Here is an 18051-nt window from a genome sequence, read left to right as displayed (position 1 = left end):
GGCTACCGGCCGCCCAATTCCTCCGCACTCGGGTTCGTGCGGTATGCGATCAACCCGCCGAGGAGCACCCCGGCCGCCCCGGCGGCGAAGGCCCAGACCCCGGCTGCGTTACTCACGTTCAAAAGCGAGAAAAGCCCACAGAACTGGACTATTCCCATCGCTGCGAGCAGGGTCCGCCGCCGCCCGAGGCCCCCGCGCCCGGCCAGCACCCAGAGCGCGATCCCGAACGTGGCCACCGCCCCGCCCAGCCCCAGCGGCAGCCGGTACGCCTCCACGGTCGGCCAGGTCAGCACGGTCGCCAGGGACATGCCCTCGTTCCAGGGCAGCGCGAGGCCGATCACCTCGGCGCCGACGCCGACAGCGATGCACAGGAGCCCCGTCCGCCACATACGTCAATTGACGCTGAGCGATGGCTCGATGACAACGGCCGAACGGCCCGTTAATCCCACCCGAGTTCATGCAACCGATCGTCGTCGATGCCGAAATGATGCGCGATCTCGTGCACCACGGTCACCGACACCTCCTCGACGACGTCCTCCTCCGTGTCGCAGATGGCGAGCGTCGGCAGCCGGTAGATCGTGATCCGGTCCGGCAGCGCCCCGGAGTAGTCCCAGCCGCGTTCGGTGAGCGCGTAGCCCTCGTACAGGCCGAGGAGGTTCGGGTCGTTCGCCGGCGCCTTGTCCTCGACGAGCACCACCACGTTGTCCAGCAACGACATCAGCTCCTCCGGGACCTCGTCGAGGGCGTCGGCGACCAGTTCCTCGAAGCGGGCACGGCTCATCTCGACAGGCATGCCCCTATCGTCCCCCACTCGGGTAGCTCCCGAGGAACGTCACCTTGGCGCAGAACATCTCCAGGGCCCGCATCGTCTCGGTGAGCGGCTTGTCGGCGATGTGCCCCTGGCAGTCGAGGAAGAACGCGTACCGACCCAGGGCCTCGCCCGTGGGGCGCGACTCGATCCTGGTCAGGTTCACGCCCCGGATGGCCAGCTCGGTGAGTACCCGCAGCAGCGCGCCCACCTGGTCGTGTGCGATGTGGACGACCAGCGTCGTCAGGTCGTGCCCGGTCGGGGCGCCCGTGGTCCCGGGCGGGGAGACGAGCACGAACCGGGTGGTCGCCGGGTGGTCGCCGATGTTCTCGGCGAGCGGGGTCAGGCCGTTCTGCTCGGCGGCCAGCGGCGAGGTGACCGCCGCCGGCAGTTCGCCGGCCCGGACGGCGATCGCCGCCGCGGCGTTGGACAGCATGTCCACCACCGTCGCGTCGGGCAGGTGGTCACGCAGCCAGCCCCGGCACTGCGCGGAGGCCTGCGGGTGCGCGCCGACCCGGTCGGGGTCCGGCGTGCCTACCAGGACGAACTCGACCGGCAGCAGCACCTCGCGGGTGATCACCAGGTGGCCGGCGAGCAGCTCGTCCAGGGTGATGTCGACCCCGCCGCCGACGGAGTTCTCCAGCGGGACCAGCGCGGCGTCGACCTGGCCGTCCCGGGCGGCGTCCAGCGCCTCCGGGACACTCCGGCACGCCACCAGCTCGTCTTCGGGCCCGGCGAACGTGCGCAGGGCTGCTTCGGTGAACGTGCCGGCCGGGCCGAGATACGCGTACTTCACCAGGTCATTCTTGCGGAAGGTCACCCGTCAGCCGGTGACCGGCCTCGGTGAGCGCGGCGATCGCCTCGCTGAGCCGCACCGAGTTCACCAGAAGGTAGTCGGTGTCGTACGTCGAGAAGCAGAAGATGTTGACCCGCGCGGCGGCCAACGGCACGGAGAAGGCCGCGACGATCCCGGTCAGCGCCAGGTTCACCGGGCCGTTCACCCGGAAGCAGCGCCAGCCCGGCTCGACCGTCGCCTCGGCCGGCGCGAACTCCGCCGGGCACATCACGCTGGTTTCGAACGGCGTCCACGTCACGGACACCGCCTGGCCCGGTTTCGCGGACGCGGCGGCCTCCACCAGTGCCGGGGGCACGGTGGAACCGGCCGGAAGACGGCAGATGGCGTACTCGCCGGGGAAGAGGTCCAGATCCAACACGCAACGAAGCGTACGGGTTCGGAGTCACACAGTGGTGAGGCGTCCCAGGTGACCCAGGTCGCACCCCTAGTCTCAGGACGTGGAGTTCACCGCGCTCGGCGCCACCCTGCTGCTGATCTTCCTGGTGGAGCTGCCGGACAAGACGCTGATGGCGACCCTCGTCCTGGCCAGCCGCTACCGCCCGCTGCCGGTACTCGCCGGCGTGTCGGCCGCCTTCGCCGTGCAGTCCGCGATCGCGGTGGCCGCCGGCTCGGTGCTGACCCTGCTGCCCGACTGGGTGGTGCTCAGCGCGGTGTTCGTCCTGTTCGGCGTCGGCGCGTACCTGCTGTACCGGGAGAGCCGGCAGCCCGTGGACGAGGCCCAGAGCGCCCGGCACGAGGAGGCCCCGTGGTGGCGGATCGCGCTGACCAGCTTCGGGGTGCTGTTCGCCGCCGAGTGGGGTGACGCGTCACAGCTGGCGACGGCGGCGATGGCCGCGCGCTACGACGCGCCGGCGTCAGTGTTCGTCGGGGCCTTCGTGGCGCTCGTGTCGGTCGCCGCCGTGGCGGTGCTGCTCGGGCGGGCCGTGCTCCGGTACGTGCCGCTGCGCTGGATCCAACGCGGCGCCGCGGCACTGTTCGCCGTCTTCGCGCTCTACGCCCTCTACGAACTGCTCAGGCTGCTCTAGACCGCGGAAAGCGGCGGGTCCAGACAGCCCGGGGACCTCAGGCCGCCCGCGACCGCTGCTGCTCGACCGGCACCCAGGTGGACGGCCGGGCCGCGACCTCGTACAGCGTGTCGACGCTGCGGGCCGACAGGAACGACCCCCGGGTGGCCAGGATCCGCTCCAGCTCACGGTTGTGCGCGACGAGGCAGCCCTTCGGCAGGCCCTGCATCGACAGCTGCCCGGAGCCGACGAACACGATCACCGGGGTCACCGGGATGGTGCGGCCGGTCGCCCGGGTCAGCGCACCGGAGGCCAACTTGGCGTCCCGGCGGGCCGAAGGGATGTACGGCGGCCGCTTCCCGTCGATCTGGATCACGTCCCCGGCGAGCTGCACCCGGGTACGCCCCTGGGACTTGACCTGGATCGTGAAGATCCCGCCCGGTCCGAAGAGGAGGAAGTCCAGGCTCCCCGGCAGGCCGAACGAACGGGCGTCCAGCAGACGCCAGTCCGGCCCGAGCCGGGTGATCCTGTCCACCACCTTCTGGCGGGCCCCGTTGGCGGACCGTTCCGCCTTCGCGGCACGGCGGCGCTCCAGCCACCCGGCGGACATCGCCGGAGGCAGGTTAGAGGCATCGTTCAACGACATCGCACTCATCACACACCTCGCCAGTAGACTTTCCACTACGTTAGGTGATCCAAGCCTTACAATGCGAGGTTTGGTACATGAGTGAATGGGAAACTATCTCAGGGTCAGCTGACGCGCCTGGAGGCCCTGCTTCGCCTGCCGTTCGGCCGGGCTGAGGTCGGCCGTGACCGCGTACGCCTCCGCGTAGCGCTTGACGAACTCGGCGAGCGGCTGCTCCCAGTCGTCGGCCGGCGGGTCGAACGGCACGTCCCACACCGGCACCAGGGTGCCGTGCGCCCGGAACATGCCGGCGAACTTCGTGCCCTCGCCCAGCAGGAGCTGCTGGCTGGCCGACAGCCGCGACAGCGCGTCCAGGCCCCGGTCCTCGTCGTCGCCGAGCACCCAGCGGACGTGCGACTTCTCGACGACCTGGCACCAGTAGGCGCCCTCGGCGGCGGCGAGCGCCTTCGTCGGGTAGATCGCCTCGTTGGCCCGCTCGACCCCGGCGGTGACCGACGGGTCGTTCACGTCGTCGTCCAGCCAGAACTCGAAGCCCGCGTGCACCGTCACGTCGAGCGGCTCGTCGACCAGGATGTCCTGCAACCGCGGGCCCTCGCCCGGCAGCGCCGGCACGGCCACCGGCTGACCCGGGGCGGTCTCCAGACCGCGCAGGATCGCCACGGCGATGTCCCGGCTGATGTCCCCGGACTGCACGTGCCGCTGCAACGCCACGAACACCCGGCCGTCCGGCTTCGTCATCGCCGGCCAGGCCATCGGCAGCACCGTGGCGAGGATGACGTCGCGACCCTCGACCGCGAACTCCGGCTTCAGCTTCAGCGGAGCGCTCGCTGCGGGAACGAGCTCCCGCAGCGCGACCCATTCGACCTCGCTCGGCAACCCGGCGAACGGCCGGGGGACGAAGATGTCGCGGACCTTGGGGCGCTTCTCGCCGGCTTTCTTTGCACGCTTACTCACCCTGGCAGGGTAGTCCTTGGTGCCCGAGTTGTCCTAACGGGGCTGGTCGAACTGGGGTTACCCGCCCGTACCCAGGATCAGGCGGCGTGGCGCAGCTCGGCCCACACGCACTGCCCGAGCCCGTCGCGGACCACGCCCCACCGGTCCGACAGCGCGGCGACGATGCTCAGCCCCCGCCCGTTCAGCGACTCGGGGCCGACCCGGCGGACGTGCGGCAGCTCCACGGCCCCGCCGTCGGTGACCCGCAGCTCGATCGACTGCGGCCCGACCTGCCAGGCGACCCGGACCCCGCCGTCGGGCAGCGGGCGGGCGTGCAGCACGGCGTTGCCGACCAGCTCGGAGACGATCGCGGTGACGTCGGCCAGCGTCTCCGGGCCCAGCCGGGGCGACAGCTCGACGGCGACCCGGCGCCGGGCGAGGCCTGCGGCCTGCGCATGATGGGGCACGACGACGCAGGAAGCCCGCTCTGAGACCTCCAGACAGCCGCTCACGCGTCCCCCATCCTTTTGGGTGCTATCTAGCAACCTTCCGACAAAATACCCCGTACATACGGCTGATGGCCAACGGCTGACGGAAGTTCTGCCGGCACTTCCGCCTGTCCACTAGCCTGCGCACTATGACTGTCGTCAACCATTGGACCGAGCTGCCCCGTTGGTCGCCGGGCCGAGCACTGTACTCGTGCTATATCACCTTCGCCGATGATCCCCGCTTACACCAGGTCATTGACGCCTACCAGACCTCGTTGGGCGACATCCCGAACCTGGACCTGATACTTCCGCAGTGGCGGCACATGACCATCCAGGGCGTGACGTTCACCGATGAACTTACCCCCGAGGAGATGACGGACATCACTGCGGCCGTCCGCGGGCGGCTCGCCGCCGTGCCCCCCGCGGTCGTGCGCACCGAGCCGGAGGTGCTCGCCACCGACTCCGTCTACATCCCCCTCGGCCCGGTCGAGCCGCTGGCCGCGATCCGCGACGCCGTACGCGCCGGGGTGTTCTCCGTCATCGACGAGTCCCGGCTGTACGCGCTGCCGGGTCAGGAGTCCGGCGAGTTCGAGCCGCACGTCAGCGTCGCCTACGTGAACGCCGACGGGCCGGCGCAGCCGTTCAAGGACCGGCTCGCCGCGCTCAGCGTCCCGCCCGTGGAGCTGACGATCACGCACGCGTCGATGCTGGCCCTCACCAAGGACGACCACAAGTGGTCCTGGACGAACGAGGTCCGGTTGCCCCTCGGCGGCTGACCAGATCAAGAGCGAAACGCCCAGACGGTTACGCCGCGCCCAGCACCCGGCGCGCACCGGCACTTCCCTGGAGAGGTCGCCGGGGGCGCGGCACCCCGTCTAGATCACGACTCCGGGGCCGGCCGCCGACACGACCGGCTTCCCGGTGGCGTCCCACGCCTGCATCCCGCCGTCGAGGTTGAAGACGTTCCCCCGACCGTTGCCCTGCAGGTAGGCCACGACCCGGGCGGAGCGGCCACCGGCGCGGCAGATGACGACGACGTCGCCCTCCTCGGGCACCTCGGCGATCCGGGCCGGGATCTCGCTCATCGGCACGTGGACGGCGTCCGGCGCGTGGCCGGCCTCCCACTCGTCGACCTCGCGCACGTCGAGGAGGAACGCACCGGCGGGGACGTCGGAGGGACTGACACTGGGGAGCGGCTCGCCAAACATGCCGCGATCCTATCCGTTCCGATGCCCCGAGCGACCGGCTCGCGACCCACGGTCCTCAGCGCGGACCCGGTCTGGGCCGGTGGCCCGGCGGCGCGGCCCGGGGCGCGGTCCCGCGCGGCCTCAGCGGATCGCAGCCCGCGCCTGCCGGGTCGGCGTGTGGGGGTCACTGGTTCACGACGTCGGGGTTGTCGAGCACGAACGCGTCGAGGCTGTCCTCCCGGAGCGCGGCGAACATCGGCTCGGTGCGTTCGACCGGCTCGGCGTAGGCGATCCCGTCGATCCAGTCGGAGGTGGCCGGCAGCTGGAGCAGTGTGATGTTCTCGGGACGGATCCCCCGTAGGGCGAGAAACAGGGTCGTCGTCGGGTACGGGCTGGCGATGGTCAGGGACTGGCCGGCCGCCCGGATCACCCGGTCCAGGCGGCCGGGGTCGGCCAGCACGCCCCGGGCGAGGGCCTGCTGGAGCACGGCCTTGATGAACTGCTGCTGGTGCCGCTGGCGGGTGACGTCCCCGTCCGGGTACTGCCGCTGCCGGATGTAGTCGAGCGCGGCGTGCTCGTTGAAGTCCTGGCAGCCCGGCTCCCAGGTCATGCCGCTGTGGATCGAGGTGGTCTCTACGTCCACGCACAGGCGTACCCCGCCGAGGGCGCCGACGAGCCGGGTGAAGCCTGTGAAGTCGACGATGCCGGCGGCGTCGAACCGCAGCCCGGTCAGGTCCCGCACGGTCTCGGCGAGCAGTTGGTAGCCCCGGACCGGGTCGAACGGGGGACCGATCCCGCCGAACGCGAACGCCGCGTTGATCTTGTCCACGCAGCCGTCGGGTGCCTCGATGCAGCGGGGGATCCTGACCTGCAGGTCACGGGGGATCGACACCACGTACGCCCGGTCCAGGCGCTCGTTGACGTGCACGATCATGATCGTGTCGGACCGCCAGACCTCGTTCTCCAGCCCCTGGCGCAGGTCGGAGCCGACCAGGAGCAGGTTCATCGGCCCGCGGACCGAGTCGCCGACGTCCCGGGCGGTGCCGTGCGGGAGCAGGTCGGCCCGGCGCACCGCGCCCTCGTAGCGGTCGAGGAGTACCCGGCCGCCGGCGAGCGCGCCGCCGCTGAGCAGGAGGAGAAAGGCCCCGACGCCGATGCACAGCCGGGTCCACAGGGGTGCGCGCCGACCAGCTCCCAGCCGAGGCCCCCGCGCCCTCCCCATGCCCTCCAGGGTACGGCGAGAATGTCAGATTTGGACCTTTGTTGCCAGCTCTGTGTGCCGGATCAGCAGCTCGTCGATCTGATCCTTGATCAACGCCTGGAACAGCTCGTTGCCGAGCGGCTGGACCAGCTCCTCGTAGTCCGCGCCGTTCTTCTTCTGGGTGGCGTGCGGGATCGCCATCGGGATCACGTCGACCGGCTTGATGTTGCGCAACGCGAACACCAGGTCGACGAAGTCGTAGCCGCCGAGGTCGAGTTGCAGGGAGGCGCCGACCGAGCGGACGATCTTGTCCAGCTTGAGCGGGTTGGTGAGCACGTCCTTGCTCATGGCCTGCTTGAGGATCTGCATGATGAACTGCTGCTGGAGCTTCTGCCGGTCGTAGTCGCCGCCGGGCAGGTCGTAGCGCTGCCGGACCAGGGCTAGGGCCATGTGCTCGTTGTAGAAGTTGCAGCCGGCCGCGAACGAGTAGCCCTTGAAGCCGGGCTGCGAGGACGTGAAGGACTTGTCCAGGCACATGGTCACGCCGCCGAGCTCGTGGGTGATGCCCGTGAACCCGTACCAGTCGATCATGCCCACCAGGTCGAACTTGACCCCGGTGAAGCCCTGGACGGTCTGGGTCAGCAACTGGAGCCCGCCGGCCAGGTCCTGCTTCTCGCCGGCCCCGAAGGCGAACGCGGCGTTCAGCTTGTCCCCGGTGGTCCCCTGGTACTTCGTCGGCTTGTACGCCGGGATCGGCACGTCCAGGTCCCGCGGCAGCGACAGCAGGTACGCCCGGTCGTGGCCGGCGGGGATGTGCGCCCACATCACGGTGTCCGCGCGGACCAGACTGCCCGGGACGTCGTCGCGACGCTTGTCGATCCCGACGAGCAGGATGTTGATCGCGCCCTTGACGTCGCGGTGCGGCTGGTCCTTGCCGAGCACGCTGATCTGCGGGATCGAATTGGTGTACCTGCTGAGCAGCACCTGGCCGCCGATCAGCCCGACCCCGCTGACGAGCGAGAGAACGCACCCGAAGACCAGACACAACCGGGCCCATAGTGGACTTCTGCGGCGCCTGTGCACGCCGGGTTTGTCAACGGTCGCCATCGGGTCAGGCCGGTAGCCTGGAGGCGAGCTCGGGATGCGACGCGAGGAACAGCTCGATCCGCTCGTCGGCCATCGCCCGGAACATCTCGGGGCCGAGCTGCGGGTTGAGGGCCTCGCCCCCGTAGTTGTTCTCGTTGCCGATCGTGCTGCTCGGGATCCGCATGGTCAGCAGGTTGTCCGGGGTGATGCCCTTGAGCGCCCAGAGCAGGTCAGCGAAGTCGTACGCCCCGAAGTCGATCTTCAGCGAGGCGCCGACCGACTTGATGATCGCGTTGAGCTTCAGCGGATTGCTCAGCACGTCCTTGCTGGTGGCCTGCTTGAGGATCTGCTTGATGAACTGCTGCTGGAGCTTCTGCCGGCCATAGTCGCCGCCCTCGACGTCGTAGCGCTGCCGCACGAGGGCCAGGGCCTTGTGCTCGTCGTAGTGGTTGCAGCCCGCGTCGAACGTGAAGTTCTTGAAGCCCGGCTGGGTGGACTTGAAGCCCTTGTCCAGGCACATGGTCACGCCGCCGAGCTCGTGGGTGATGCCCGTGAACCCGTACCAGTCGATGACGCCGGCCATGTCGAACTTCACACCGGTCAGCTGCTCGACGGTCTTCGTCAGCAGCTGCATGCCGCCGGGCCGGCCCATCTTGTTCTGCATGCCGGCGGCGAACGACGCGTTGAGCCGGCCGCCCTTCTCGCCCTGGAACTTCGCCGCCGGGAACGCCGGGATGTCCACGACGAGGTCACGGGGCAGGGAGACGATGTACGCCCGGTCGTGCTCGCGGGGGATGTGCACCCACATCACGGAGTCGGCGCGCTGGTTGGTCTCGCTGTCCGCGTCGCCGGCGCGGTAGTCCAGGCCTGCGAGCAGGATGTTCAGGGGGCCCGTGACCTCGCTGCGCGGCTGGTTGCCGGAGCCGGCGGGCAGCAGCGAGTCGGAGCCGATCGCGTCGCTGACGTGGTTCAGGATGAGCTGGCCGGCGAGCAGGGTGCCACCGGAGCCGACGGCGATCACGAGGCCGAACGTGAGGCAGAGTCTCGCCCACAGCGGGCTACGCCGGACGCGGTGCGCGCCGAACCTGGCTGGCTTGCCGGACGTGACAGCCTCCTTGGTCGGCCGCCGCTTCGGGCGGGCATGGTGACGGACCGGAGTCGGCCCGGCTTCGGACCTTATTCCAAGCCGGACCGACCCGCCACCCACACGAAGTGGACTTAGCTCACAATGTTCTTACTTTTGGGGTGGGTTCGCCTTGATCCAGTCGGCGACCTGGTCCCTATTGACCGCTTCGTACAGAGCTCTGGCCTTTTGTTTGTCCGAAACGATGACGCTCTCGCCGTCGATCGTGTCAGGCCCGGCGTTCGGACTGGTCAGAAATGTGAGATTCGACGACCGCAGGCCCCTGAACTGGATCGCCAGGTCCACCAGCTCGAACTCCTTGTCGACGACGACCACCTTGGTGAGCGAGTCGAGGAACCCCTTGAGCTTGAACGGGTTGGCAAGCGTGCCGCTGTCAGCAGCCTTGTCCATCATCGCTTTGAGGAAGGCCTGCTGGTGCCGGATCCGGGCGAAGTCCCCGTCCGGGAACTGCTTGCGCTGGCGGATGTAGTCCAGCGCGGCGTCGCCGCTGAAGTGCTGCATGCCCTTGGCCCAGAACCGGTGGTTGCCGTGGATCGAGGTCACGTCCTGGTCCACCATCATGTCGACGCCGCCGAGCGCGTCGGTCACCGCGCGCAGGCCGTCGAAGTCGATCATGGCGACGTGGTCGACGAGCACCCCGGTGTACTCCTCGACGGTCTTCACCATCAGCGGCGCCCCGCCCCAGGCGAACGCCGCGTTGATCTTCGCGTTGGTGTTGCCGCCCTCGCCGTTCGGGTTCTTCGGCACGTGCACCCACAGGTCGCGGGGCAGGGAGATCAGGTTCGCCTGGTCGTGCTGCGCGTTGACGTGCAGCAGCATGATCGTGTCGGTCCGGGCGTCGGCCTCGATGTTCTCCGGGTCCCGGGAGTCGCTGCCCAGCATCAGGATGTTGAACGCGCCGTCCACGGTCTTCGCCGGCCGGCCGCCGGTCAGCCCGGCGAACGCGTCGGTGCGCTTGACGTCGTCGCCGACGGACTTCAGATACGTCCAGAAGCCCAGGCCGCCGGCGATCAGCACCACGACCAGCAGGCCGGACACGACGAGCAGGATCCGCCCCCAGCGCGGCCGGCGCCTGCCGGACCGGACGACGCCCTTCGGCGGCCCGCCCGGCCCCCGTCCGCCCGGACCGGAGCCAGGCCCACGTCCGCCAGGACCGCCCGGTCCGCCGGGACTGACCTGGGCGCGCCCGCTCGGGACCTTGGCCGACCCCGAGGGGCCGCGCGGCGGCACCTGGGCACGGCCGGGGACCGGGGCGACGTCAGCCCAGGGGTCCTCCTGGGGCTGGGGAACGCGGGCGCGGCCAGACGGCACTGACGCGCGGCCCGTCGGTCGGGACTCATTCATGGCCCAAGCGTACGTGCGGGTCACACCCCCGAGGCGGTGTGACCCACGCGTCACTTTCAGTGAGATCCGGCGCCGGTCAGGGCGCGAACCTCCAGCTCGGCGTACTTCTTGGTGTCCCGCTCCCGGGACGTGAGCGCGCCCACCGCCGCGAACAGGAACCCGAGCGGGATCGAGATCAGTCCGGGATTGGACAGCGGAACCGGTGCCTTAGCCGTGCAACTAATCAAAGCGGTCGCATTCGACACCGCCTTGGAGGTCACCGGCACCCCGCAGGTCGCGGCCTGCTTGGCGTTGAGCTTCGCCGCCGGCTGGGTGTCGGACGCCCCGCCCCACATGATCGGGCTCAGCAACACCAGGAGTACGGCGGACAGCAGGCCGCCGTAGATGCCCCAGATCGCGCCCCGGGTGTTGAAGCGCTTCCAGAACAGGGAGAACAGGATCGCCGGCAGGTTCGCCGAAGCCGCGATCGCGAAGGCGAGAGCCACCAGGAAGGCCACGTTCAGGCTCCGGGCGAACACCGCGAGGACGATGGCGAGGGCTCCGATGCCGAAGGCCGAGTACCGGGCGACCCGGACCTCCTGGCGCACGGCGTCGGGCCGGCCGGCGTCCTCGCGCTTCACCCCGTCCTCCTCCTTCACGCCGTCGCCGCCCGAGGCCGCCGAGCCGCCGGGAGCCGCTACGGCCGAGGCCTCGGCGGCGGACGTCCGGCCCCGCCGGAACACGTTCGCGTACAGGTCGTGGGCCAGCGAGGACGACGAAGCCAGGGTCAGCCCGGCCACCACCGCCAGAATGGTCGCGAACGCCACCGCTGCGATCACCGCCAGCATCAGCGCCCCGCCGACCTCCCCGCCGAGGTACTTCTCCCCCAGCGCCTTGGCCAGCTGCGGCGCGGCCGTGTTCCCGCTCGGGTCCTGCTTGACGATCTCCGAGGCCCCGACGAGCGCCGCAGCGCCGAAACCGAGGGCGAGGGTCATCAGGTAGAACACGCCGATGATGCCGATCGCCCACACCACGCTCTTGCGGGCCGCCTTGGCGTTCGGCACGGTGTAGAACCGGATCAGGATGTGCGGCAGGCCGGCCGTGCCCAGGACGAGCGCGAGCCCGAGCGAGATCAGGTCGAGCTTGCTCACGGCGGTCATCAGCGGGGTGGCGAGTTCCTTGCCGTACTTCAGCCCCGGCTGCAGGAACGCGTCGCCCTTCCCGGACTTCGTGGCCGCCGAACCGAGCAGGTCGGACAGGTTGAACCGGAAGGCCGCGAACACCAGCAGCGTCATGACCAGCGCGCCCAGCATCAGCATGAACGCCTTGACGATCTGGACGTAGGTGGTGCCCTTCATGCCGCCGATGACCACGTACACGATCATCAGCACCCCGATCAGGATGATCGTGACGATCTTCGCGTTCTCCGGGGTCATGCCGAGGAAGGTCTCGCCCTCCTTGATGCCGAGCAGCAGCGCGACGAGCGAGCCGGCCCCGACCATCTGGGCGAGCAGGTAGAACACCGAGACGACGAGCGTGGACAGCGAGGCTGCCGTGCGCACCGGCCGCTGCCGCATCCGGAAGGACAGGACATCGCCCATCGTGTACTTGCCGGAGTTGCGCATCAACTCGGCGACCAGCAGCAACGCAACGAGCCAGGCGACCAGGAAGCCGATCGAGTACAGGAAGCCGTCGTAGCCGCTGAGCGCGATGATGCCGGCGATGCCCAGGAAGGAGGCGGCTGACATGTAGTCGCCGCCGATCGCCATCCCGTTCTGGAACCCGGAGAACGACCGGCCTCCGTCGTAGAAGTCCGCGGCGGTGCGGTTCTGCCGGCTGGCCCAGATCGTGATGCCCAGCGTCACCGCCACGAGCACGACGAACAGGATCAGGGTCAGGTTACGCGCGAGCATCCTCGCCCTCCATCTCAGCCTTGATCTTCTCGGCGACGGGGTCGAGCCTGCGGCCGGCGTAGCGGGCGTAGACCCAGGCGATCACGAACGTGGACAGGAACTGGAGCAGCCCGAACAGCAGGGCGACGTTCACGTCGCCGAACACCTTGTGCGCCATGAAGCCCCGGGCGTACGCGGACATGAGGACGTAGAGCGCGTACCAGGCCAGGAATGCGACCGTCATCGGGAACACGAAGTTCCGCAACGCCTTGCGCAGGCCCGCGAACTCCTCGCTGGCCTGCACGGTCTCGTACTTGTCGGGTGACATTGTCACCGCCTTCTCAGGTCGGGGGAGTGACCTGGAACACGCTAGGGACGCCCAGCCGAATAGGCAGGTTCCCTCTCCGACCGGCACGACGAACGGCACATTCCATGCGCCCAGTGGTCCATTGGGGCCTCACGGAGGATTGGCGGAACGCGGCGCCTTCCCGGATACTGATCACGCTCTATCGCACATGGACCCCGCACCCCCCGGAGGTCGTGATGACGGATCAGGAAGTCGTGCCCCCACTCGAGGAGACCCCCACCAACTGGTTCGGCCGGGTCCGCCGCCGGATCCGGGAGAAGTGGCTCTACCAGCGCGCCCGGCGCATCGAGGGCCGCCCGGTCATCTCACTGGACAGTGTGCTCGGTCCGTTCGACCCCCGGTTCCAGGCCCGGGTGCTGATGCCGCTGGCGGCGATGAAGGACCAGTACCTGGAAGGGCAGCGGTATCTGGTGCCCGACGACTGGCAGGTCTGCCGGGAGCGGATCGAGGAGGGCATCAAGACCGCCCGCGCGCTCGCCGAGGAGACCGCCCGGCCGACCGGCGACAAGCCCGACCCGGTGGAGACGTTCCTCGCCGGCCGGGCGATCGAGGTGGCCGCCGAGATCAAGTCCCGGGCCCAGCGCCGGGTGTCGCGGGAGTACTTCAAAGGCACGATCATCGGCGTCTTCGCGAGCATCGTGCTGCTCGTCGTGCTGTACCTCGTGATCGCCACGTGCTTCAAGATCTTCTCCGACGGGCTGCACGGCGACAAGAAGACCCTGGTCGAGCACGCCCTCGTGGCCGTGGCCGGCGGGGCCGGCGGGGCGACCCTCAGCTCGCTGATCCGGCTCCGCAAGCAGGAGATCGAGGACTACCACGCCTCCGGGTTCGTCGCGGCCTCGATCCGGATCATGCTCGGCTGGTTCTTCGCCGCCACGATCCTGTTCCTCGGCAAGGGCGAGCTGTTCGTGCTGTTCAAGGTGCCGGAATCCGCATTGGCCCAGTGGTTCTACTGGGGCGGGCTCGGCTTCTTCGCCGGCTTCAACGAGGCGTGGGTGACCGACCTCGTCACCAAGAAGACCGTGGACGGCGCGAAGGACGCGGCCAAGAAGGTCACCGACGATCTGAAGGACTTCGTCAAGAGGTGATCCGGGTGTACCGGCCGCGGTGGTAGACCAGCGGCTCGGAGTCCCCCAGCTCCACGAACTCGATCGTGGCCTCCACCAGGTGGCCGTAGCCACAGGGGCGGGTGTCGGTCAGACGGCAGCCCGCCCACGTGGTGGCCTCGGCGAGCACCGGGCCCCACTCGGTCTCCTGCCAGCCGTGGTTGCGGAACGCCCCGCCCGGCACCGGCACCAGCCCGGCGAACTCGTCGGAGACCCGCTCCTGGCCGGGTGCGAGCACGTGCACTGCGAACCGGCCGGTGGCGGTGAGGGCGTCGTACACGTCGGACTCCGGGTCGAGCAGGCCCAGGATCCGGCCGGGCTCGCCGTCGGCGACCATCGTGGAGGCCACCGGCAGGCCGGCCCGGCCCGCGCCCACCCCGGCCGTCCACAGCGTGACCGTCTGGCCGAACCGGCCCCGGAGCCGGCGGACCGGGCCCCGCTCGCCCTCGGGGGTCGCGAACGGGTGCTCGACGTGGATTCCACTCATGATCCCGATTATCTCCCGCGATCAGCGCGCGCGGCCGGGAACGGGCCGGACCTATCGGCCCGGGGTGACCGCCGCAAGGACTTCCGGGCCACGTCGTTGCAACATGCCCCCGCCGACCCAGGCTCCGAGCACCGCCCCGCCGATCCCGTACGCCACCCCGACCGGCAGCAGCGCCGCGCTCCACAGCGAGTCGCCGAGCAGCCACGAGCCGACCGCCATCGGGGACGCCAGCACCAGGGTCACGAACATCGACCCGAGGCTGATCACGGCCTTCATGCACCCGCCGCCGCTGTTCATCGCGAACGGGTTGGTCGTCTCGGGCAGCGCGTACGGCGCCCGGACCGACAGCACCGACATGATCCCGATCGCGACCCCGAACGCCGCGTACCCCGAGCCCAGCGCCCCGACGATCTGCCCGGGCTTGCCGACCAGGATGCCGAGGACCGGGACGACCACCGTCAGGGCCGGCACGGCGAGCATCGCCAGCGCCGTGGCCCTGGCCCGCAGGTCCACCCGGCCGGGCACCCCGATCATGAGGTGGAACGCGTACGCCGACCCGCCGAAGCCGAACTGGTTGCCGGCGGCCAGCGCCAGGAACACCCCGATCCAGACCACGGTGACGCCCAGCGCCAGCGGGGTCTTGCCGGCGCTCATCCCGATCGGCATCGCCAGGCTCGCGGCGAGCATGGACAGCAGGGTCGCACGCCGGCGCGGGTCCCGCCACCAGCCGCGCATCTCGGCGGCCACGATCGCGCCGAACACGCCCTGCGGGGCCCGGCCGAGCACCCGCAGCGGCAGGCCGGTCTCCTTGCGGGCCTGCGCGCCGCCGCTGATCGCGCCGACCATGGCCGACTCGAGGGAGTTCGACCACCAGCGGGCCAGCAGCGCCAGGACGACCGCCGTGCCGAGCAGCTTGGCGACGCCGAGCAGGATGTCGCCGTCGGCGATGTCGTACCACGCGATGAACGGGGCGGCGAGCGGCGAGAAGCCGACGATCTTCACGCCGGTCTTGATCGACTCGGCGTCGCCCCGGGCCATCGCGTTGGTGCTCAGCGAGATCATCGGTCCGATCAGCGTCAGGCTGAGCGTGACGCCGATCAGGGCCAGGTCACGGGACCGACGCGACCGGAGCGCGGCGGCGAACCCGCTGGTCACCGCTCGGCTGCCCACCACGCAGGTGGCGACGCCGAGGACGACGCCCAGCGCGGCGGTGACCCCGCCGACCGGGCCGCCCTTGGCGAAGCCGGCGACCACGAGGCCGGAGGTGGCGATGAGGGTGGCTGCCGCCGGTACCCCCAGAAAGGCCGATGCCAGCAGACCCGCCATCAGCCGCCGCTTCGGGATCGGCAGCAGCGCGAAGCGCGCGGGGTCGAGGGTCTCGTCCACGCCGAACATCGCGACCGGCATCACGATCCAGCCGATCACCAGGAACGTGCCGGCCAGCGCGACCAGGCCGTAGCCGTAGTTGTTCGGGATCGCGCCGACGCTGGCGAACATCGCGAACCCGCCGAGCGCCAGCAGGGTGCCGAACACCATCGAGACGACCAGGGCGGCGACCCGGCCCGGCTTGCCCTGGAAGCCGTTGCGGAGGATCCGCAGCTTGAGGCGCACGAAGACGCCGATCCCCGGGCCGGCCGGGGCGACGGGCGCGGCTAGGGCGGTCACTTCAGCCACGCCAACTCCTCGCCCAGGGAGGTCCGGCCACCGGCCTGCTCCACGAAGATCTCCTCCAACGGACGGTCGCCGCGGACCTCGTCCAGCGTGCCTACCACCTTGATCACGCCGTCGGCGAGGATCGCGACATGGCTGCACAGCCGCTCGACGACCTCCATGACGTGCGAGGAGAAGATCACCGTGCCGCCGGAGCCGACGAAGCGGTGCAGGATGTCGCGGATCGTGGCGGCGGACACCGGGTCGACGGCCTCGAACGGCTCGTCCAGGACCAGCAGCCGGGGGCCGTGCAGCAACGCGCAGGCCAGCCCGATCTTCTTCTTCATCCCGGCGGAGTAGTCGACGACCAGGGTGCTGCCCGCGTCGGCCAGGCCCAGCACGTCCAGCAGCTCGCCGGCCCGGGTCGCGATCTGCTCTGCGGGCATGCCACGAAGCATTCCGGTGTACGTGAGCAGCTCCAGCCCCGTCAGCCGGTCGAACATCCGCACCGCGTCCGGGAGCACCCCGAGGAGCTGCTTCGCCCCGACCGGGTCCCGCCAGACGTCATGCCCCAGCACGTACGCCGTCCCGGCGTCGGGACGCAGCAGCCCCACCGCCATGGACAGCGACGTCGTCTTCCCGGCCCCGTTGGGACCGAGCAGGCCGAAGAAGGACCCCGTCGGGACCGCCAGGTCGACGCCGTTGACGGCGACCTTCTCCCCGAACCTCTTGACCAGACCACGCAGCTCAAAGGCGTTTTCGCTCACGAAGATCAGCGTAGTGGCCGTTTCGCGCCGACCATCCTCCTCGAGGAGGATCGGCCCTTACTCCCGGATGGGGAGACGCAGCGCGATGGTCGGGGCCTCGGCCATGATCCCGCCGCCCGCCGACACCGCCCGACTGGGCCGCCGACCGGCGTGCGTGAGCTCCACCCCCTGGTGCAGCTCGACGGTGTCGGCCTCGCCCACCAGCTCGCTCTGATCCCGGCTGAGTTCGACCCGCGACCCGTTGGCCCGGACGACGACCGTCCCGTTCGTGCTCTTGTCGGTGACGGTGAGCAGATTCCCGGCCAGGGTCAGCTCCACGTGCGCCCGGCTGATCCACTGCAGGCTCTCGTCGTCCAGCCACGGGCCGAGCATGACGCCCTGCGCCGGGGACCGGCCGACGACCAGCGGGCGGAGCGCGTCGACGGCGAACCTGGTCCGTGCCGTGCCGCCGACCCACACCGTGACGGCCTGGGACACCGGCCGGGGGCCCTCGTCGGCGAGCGCGACGCCGTGCCGGGGGCACGTCGGCTGGCCGGTGGCGAGCAGGGTGGGGATGCCGACGGGCTCGCCGTCCGGGCAGCGCCACCGCCGGGACAGCACGGCGGTCTGTGCGGGGCCGGCGGTGCCCGGCCGGTCGATCAGGACCACTCCGCCGAGGCCGGGCACCGGGGCCATGGTCATCGCGACGGGCAGCGGATGCCGGGAGAGCACGGGCAGGCCCGTGATCCCGGCGAGCTCCACCAGGCGGCGGGCCGGATCGGAGGCGACCACCTCGATCTGCCCATCGTCGGCCCAGCGGCGGAGCACCATCTTCTCGTTGGAGGTCAGCTCCAGGCTCGACAGCAGGGCCTTGTCGGCGATCGCGTACACCGGCACGGCGGCGTCGTCGAGCTTCACCGCGAGCGCGTCCACGACGGCGCCGAGCCGGGGGAGGTAGGTGGGGCGCCCGCCGTCGAGGTCGACCGCCCGCAGCACCTCGCCGACGTCCACGAGGGCGCCGACGAGGGCCGGGTCGGTGCTCAGCCGACGCTCGATGGCATCCAGCACCTTGCTGATCTCGAACCGCACGTTTGCCCCTCCCCTGCCAGAATGCCGCACATCAATGC

The 18051-nt window shown here is 70.2% G+C and carries 21 protein-coding genes; 3 read left to right on the top strand and 18 right to left on the bottom strand.

Annotated features, from left to right (window positions below; translation table 11 throughout):
- Positions 1-2: 2 nt before the first annotated feature.
- Genes IW245_RS29425 through IW245_RS29410 form a run of 4 tightly spaced genes read right to left on the bottom strand, consistent with a single transcriptional unit; the run spans position 3 to position 2022 of the window.
- Complete coding sequence (locus IW245_RS29425; RefSeq protein WP_197006389.1) at positions 3-389, bottom strand: hypothetical protein; 387 nt, start codon at positions 387-389, stop codon at positions 3-5.
- Positions 390-439: 50 nt separating this feature from the next.
- The gene (locus IW245_RS29420) at positions 440-793 is read right to left on the bottom strand and encodes a metallopeptidase family protein (protein ID WP_197006388.1); all 354 of its coding nucleotides are present in this window, start codon (positions 791-793) and stop codon (positions 440-442) included.
- Positions 794-797: 4 nt separating this feature from the next.
- Positions 798-1607 (bottom strand): prephenate dehydratase, encoded by an 810-nt coding sequence (pheA, locus tag IW245_RS29415; protein WP_231400399.1) that lies wholly within the window; start codon positions 1605-1607, stop codon positions 798-800.
- 1 nt (position 1608) lies between these two features.
- Complete coding sequence (locus tag IW245_RS29410; RefSeq protein ID WP_197006386.1) at positions 1609-2022, bottom strand: ACT domain-containing protein; 414 nt, start codon at positions 2020-2022, stop codon at positions 1609-1611.
- A gap of 79 nt (positions 2023-2101) precedes the next feature.
- Here IW245_RS29410 and IW245_RS29405 point away from each other — a divergent pair, with 79 nt between their 5' ends.
- Positions 2102-2689, top strand: a complete 588-nt coding sequence (locus IW245_RS29405) for a TMEM165/GDT1 family protein (protein ID WP_197006385.1) — start codon at positions 2102-2104, stop codon at positions 2687-2689.
- A 37-nt stretch (positions 2690-2726) separates the two neighbouring features.
- Here IW245_RS29405 and IW245_RS29400 read toward each other — a convergent pair whose 3' ends face one another.
- From IW245_RS29400 to IW245_RS29390, 3 genes are all read right to left on the bottom strand, one after another.
- Positions 2727-3278, bottom strand: a complete 552-nt coding sequence (locus tag IW245_RS29400; protein ID WP_231398977.1) for a nuclease-related domain-containing protein — start codon at positions 3276-3278, stop codon at positions 2727-2729.
- Positions 3279-3407: 129 nt separating this feature from the next.
- The gene (locus IW245_RS29395; protein ID WP_197006384.1) at positions 3408-4268 is read right to left on the bottom strand and encodes a DUF5926 family protein; all 861 of its coding nucleotides are present in this window, start codon (positions 4266-4268) and stop codon (positions 3408-3410) included.
- A 77-nt stretch (positions 4269-4345) separates the two neighbouring features.
- Positions 4346-4759 carry an ATP-binding protein gene (locus tag IW245_RS29390; RefSeq protein WP_197006383.1) on the bottom strand — a complete coding sequence of 138 codons (414 nt, stop codon included), beginning with the start codon at positions 4757-4759 and terminating at the stop codon, positions 4346-4348.
- 125 nt (positions 4760-4884) lie between these two features.
- On the opposite strand from IW245_RS29390, the gene IW245_RS29385 reads away from it, so the two are divergent.
- A complete protein-coding gene (locus IW245_RS29385) occupies positions 4885-5511 on the top strand; it encodes a 2'-5' RNA ligase family protein (protein WP_197006382.1) in 627 nt (208 codons plus the stop codon).
- 99 nt (positions 5512-5610) lie between these two features.
- Here IW245_RS29385 and IW245_RS29380 read toward each other — a convergent pair whose 3' ends face one another.
- From IW245_RS29380 to IW245_RS29350, 7 genes are all read right to left on the bottom strand, one after another.
- Positions 5611-5943 (bottom strand): rhodanese-like domain-containing protein, encoded by a 333-nt coding sequence (locus IW245_RS29380; RefSeq protein ID WP_197006381.1) that lies wholly within the window; start codon positions 5941-5943, stop codon positions 5611-5613.
- 163 nt (positions 5944-6106) lie between these two features.
- Positions 6107-7144: an LCP family protein gene (locus IW245_RS29375; protein WP_197006380.1), complete on the bottom strand. Its 1038-nt coding sequence runs from the start codon at positions 7142-7144 to the stop codon at positions 6107-6109.
- 24 nt (positions 7145-7168) lie between these two features.
- Complete coding sequence (locus IW245_RS29370; RefSeq protein ID WP_197006379.1) at positions 7169-8230, bottom strand: LCP family protein; 1062 nt, start codon at positions 8228-8230, stop codon at positions 7169-7171.
- 4 nt (positions 8231-8234) lie between these two features.
- Positions 8235-9230, bottom strand: a complete 996-nt coding sequence (locus tag IW245_RS29365) for an LCP family protein (protein ID WP_197006378.1) — start codon at positions 9228-9230, stop codon at positions 8235-8237.
- A gap of 213 nt (positions 9231-9443) precedes the next feature.
- Positions 9444-10697, bottom strand: a complete 1254-nt coding sequence (locus IW245_RS29360; RefSeq protein WP_197006377.1) for an LCP family protein — start codon at positions 10695-10697, stop codon at positions 9444-9446.
- Positions 10698-10753: 56 nt separating this feature from the next.
- A complete protein-coding gene (locus IW245_RS29355) occupies positions 10754-12445 on the bottom strand; it encodes a solute symporter family protein (protein ID WP_504739617.1) in 1692 nt (563 codons plus the stop codon).
- A 130-nt stretch (positions 12446-12575) separates the two neighbouring features.
- Positions 12576-12896, bottom strand: coding sequence for a DUF485 domain-containing protein (locus tag IW245_RS29350; protein WP_197006375.1), 321 nt, complete (start codon positions 12894-12896; stop codon positions 12576-12578).
- Between the two features lie 215 nt (positions 12897-13111).
- Between IW245_RS29350 and IW245_RS29345 the strand changes: the two genes are divergently transcribed.
- Positions 13112-14023 (top strand): hypothetical protein, encoded by a 912-nt coding sequence (locus IW245_RS29345; protein ID WP_197006374.1) that lies wholly within the window; start codon positions 13112-13114, stop codon positions 14021-14023.
- On the opposite strand, the gene IW245_RS29340 is transcribed toward IW245_RS29345, so the two are convergent.
- Genes IW245_RS29340 through IW245_RS29325 form a run of 4 tightly spaced genes read right to left on the bottom strand, consistent with a single transcriptional unit; the run spans position 14013 to position 18013 of the window.
- Positions 14013-14528, bottom strand: coding sequence for a flavin reductase family protein (locus IW245_RS29340; RefSeq protein ID WP_197006373.1), 516 nt, complete (start codon positions 14526-14528; stop codon positions 14013-14015). The genes IW245_RS29345 and IW245_RS29340 overlap by 11 nt on opposite strands.
- A gap of 51 nt (positions 14529-14579) precedes the next feature.
- Positions 14580-16202, bottom strand: coding sequence for an ABC transporter permease (locus IW245_RS29335; protein ID WP_197006372.1), 1623 nt, complete (start codon positions 16200-16202; stop codon positions 14580-14582).
- Positions 16190-16945, bottom strand: coding sequence for an ABC transporter ATP-binding protein (locus IW245_RS29330; RefSeq protein WP_197006371.1), 756 nt, complete (start codon positions 16943-16945; stop codon positions 16190-16192). The genes IW245_RS29335 and IW245_RS29330 overlap by 13 nt, the downstream gene beginning before the upstream one ends.
- A gap of 57 nt (positions 16946-17002) precedes the next feature.
- Complete coding sequence (locus IW245_RS29325; RefSeq protein ID WP_197006370.1) at positions 17003-18013, bottom strand: FHA domain-containing protein; 1011 nt, start codon at positions 18011-18013, stop codon at positions 17003-17005.
- Between the last annotated feature and the right edge of the window lie 38 nt (positions 18014-18051).

The sequence above is a fragment of the Longispora fulva genome (genome assembly GCF_015751905.1).
Classification (GTDB): Bacteria; Actinomycetota; Actinomycetes; order Mycobacteriales; family Micromonosporaceae; genus Longispora; species Longispora fulva.
The sequence above is the reverse complement of the archived record's forward strand: the minus strand, read 5'-3'. Positions and strand labels throughout refer to the sequence as shown.

Bases quoted from the DNA above. Each gene is read 5' to 3' on its own strand.
- IW245_RS29420 (WP_197006388.1), bottom strand. From the start codon at position 793: ATGCCTGTCGAGATGAGCCGTGCCCGCTTCGAGGAACTGGTCGCCGAC.
- IW245_RS29400 (WP_231398977.1), bottom strand. From the start codon at position 3,278: ATGTCCGCCGGGTGGCTGGAGCGCCGCCGTGCCGCGAAGGCGGAACGG.
- IW245_RS29345 (WP_197006374.1), top strand. From the start codon at position 13,112: ATGACGGATCAGGAAGTCGTGCCCCCACTCGAGGAGACCCCCACCAAC.
- IW245_RS29370 (WP_197006379.1), bottom strand. From the start codon at position 8,230: ATGGCGACCGTTGACAAACCCGGCGTGCACAGGCGCCGCAGAAGTCCA.
- IW245_RS29340 (WP_197006373.1), bottom strand. From the start codon at position 14,528: ATGAGTGGAATCCACGTCGAGCACCCGTTCGCGACCCCCGAGGGCGAG.
- IW245_RS29375 (WP_197006380.1), bottom strand. From the start codon at position 7,144: ATGGGGAGGGCGCGGGGGCCTCGGCTGGGAGCTGGTCGGCGCGCACCC.
- IW245_RS29360 (WP_197006377.1), bottom strand. From the start codon at position 10,697: ATGAATGAGTCCCGACCGACGGGCCGCGCGTCAGTGCCGTCTGGCCGC.
- IW245_RS29425 (WP_197006389.1), bottom strand. From the start codon at position 389: ATGTGGCGGACGGGGCTCCTGTGCATCGCTGTCGGCGTCGGCGCCGAG.
- IW245_RS29385 (WP_197006382.1), top strand. From the start codon at position 4,885: ATGACTGTCGTCAACCATTGGACCGAGCTGCCCCGTTGGTCGCCGGGC.
- IW245_RS29350 (WP_197006375.1), bottom strand. From the start codon at position 12,896: ATGTCACCCGACAAGTACGAGACCGTGCAGGCCAGCGAGGAGTTCGCG.
- IW245_RS29380 (WP_197006381.1), bottom strand. From the start codon at position 5,943: ATGTTTGGCGAGCCGCTCCCCAGTGTCAGTCCCTCCGACGTCCCCGCC.
- IW245_RS29355 (WP_504739617.1), bottom strand. From the start codon at position 12,445: ATGGCGATCGGCGGCGACTACATGTCAGCCGCCTCCTTCCTGGGCATC.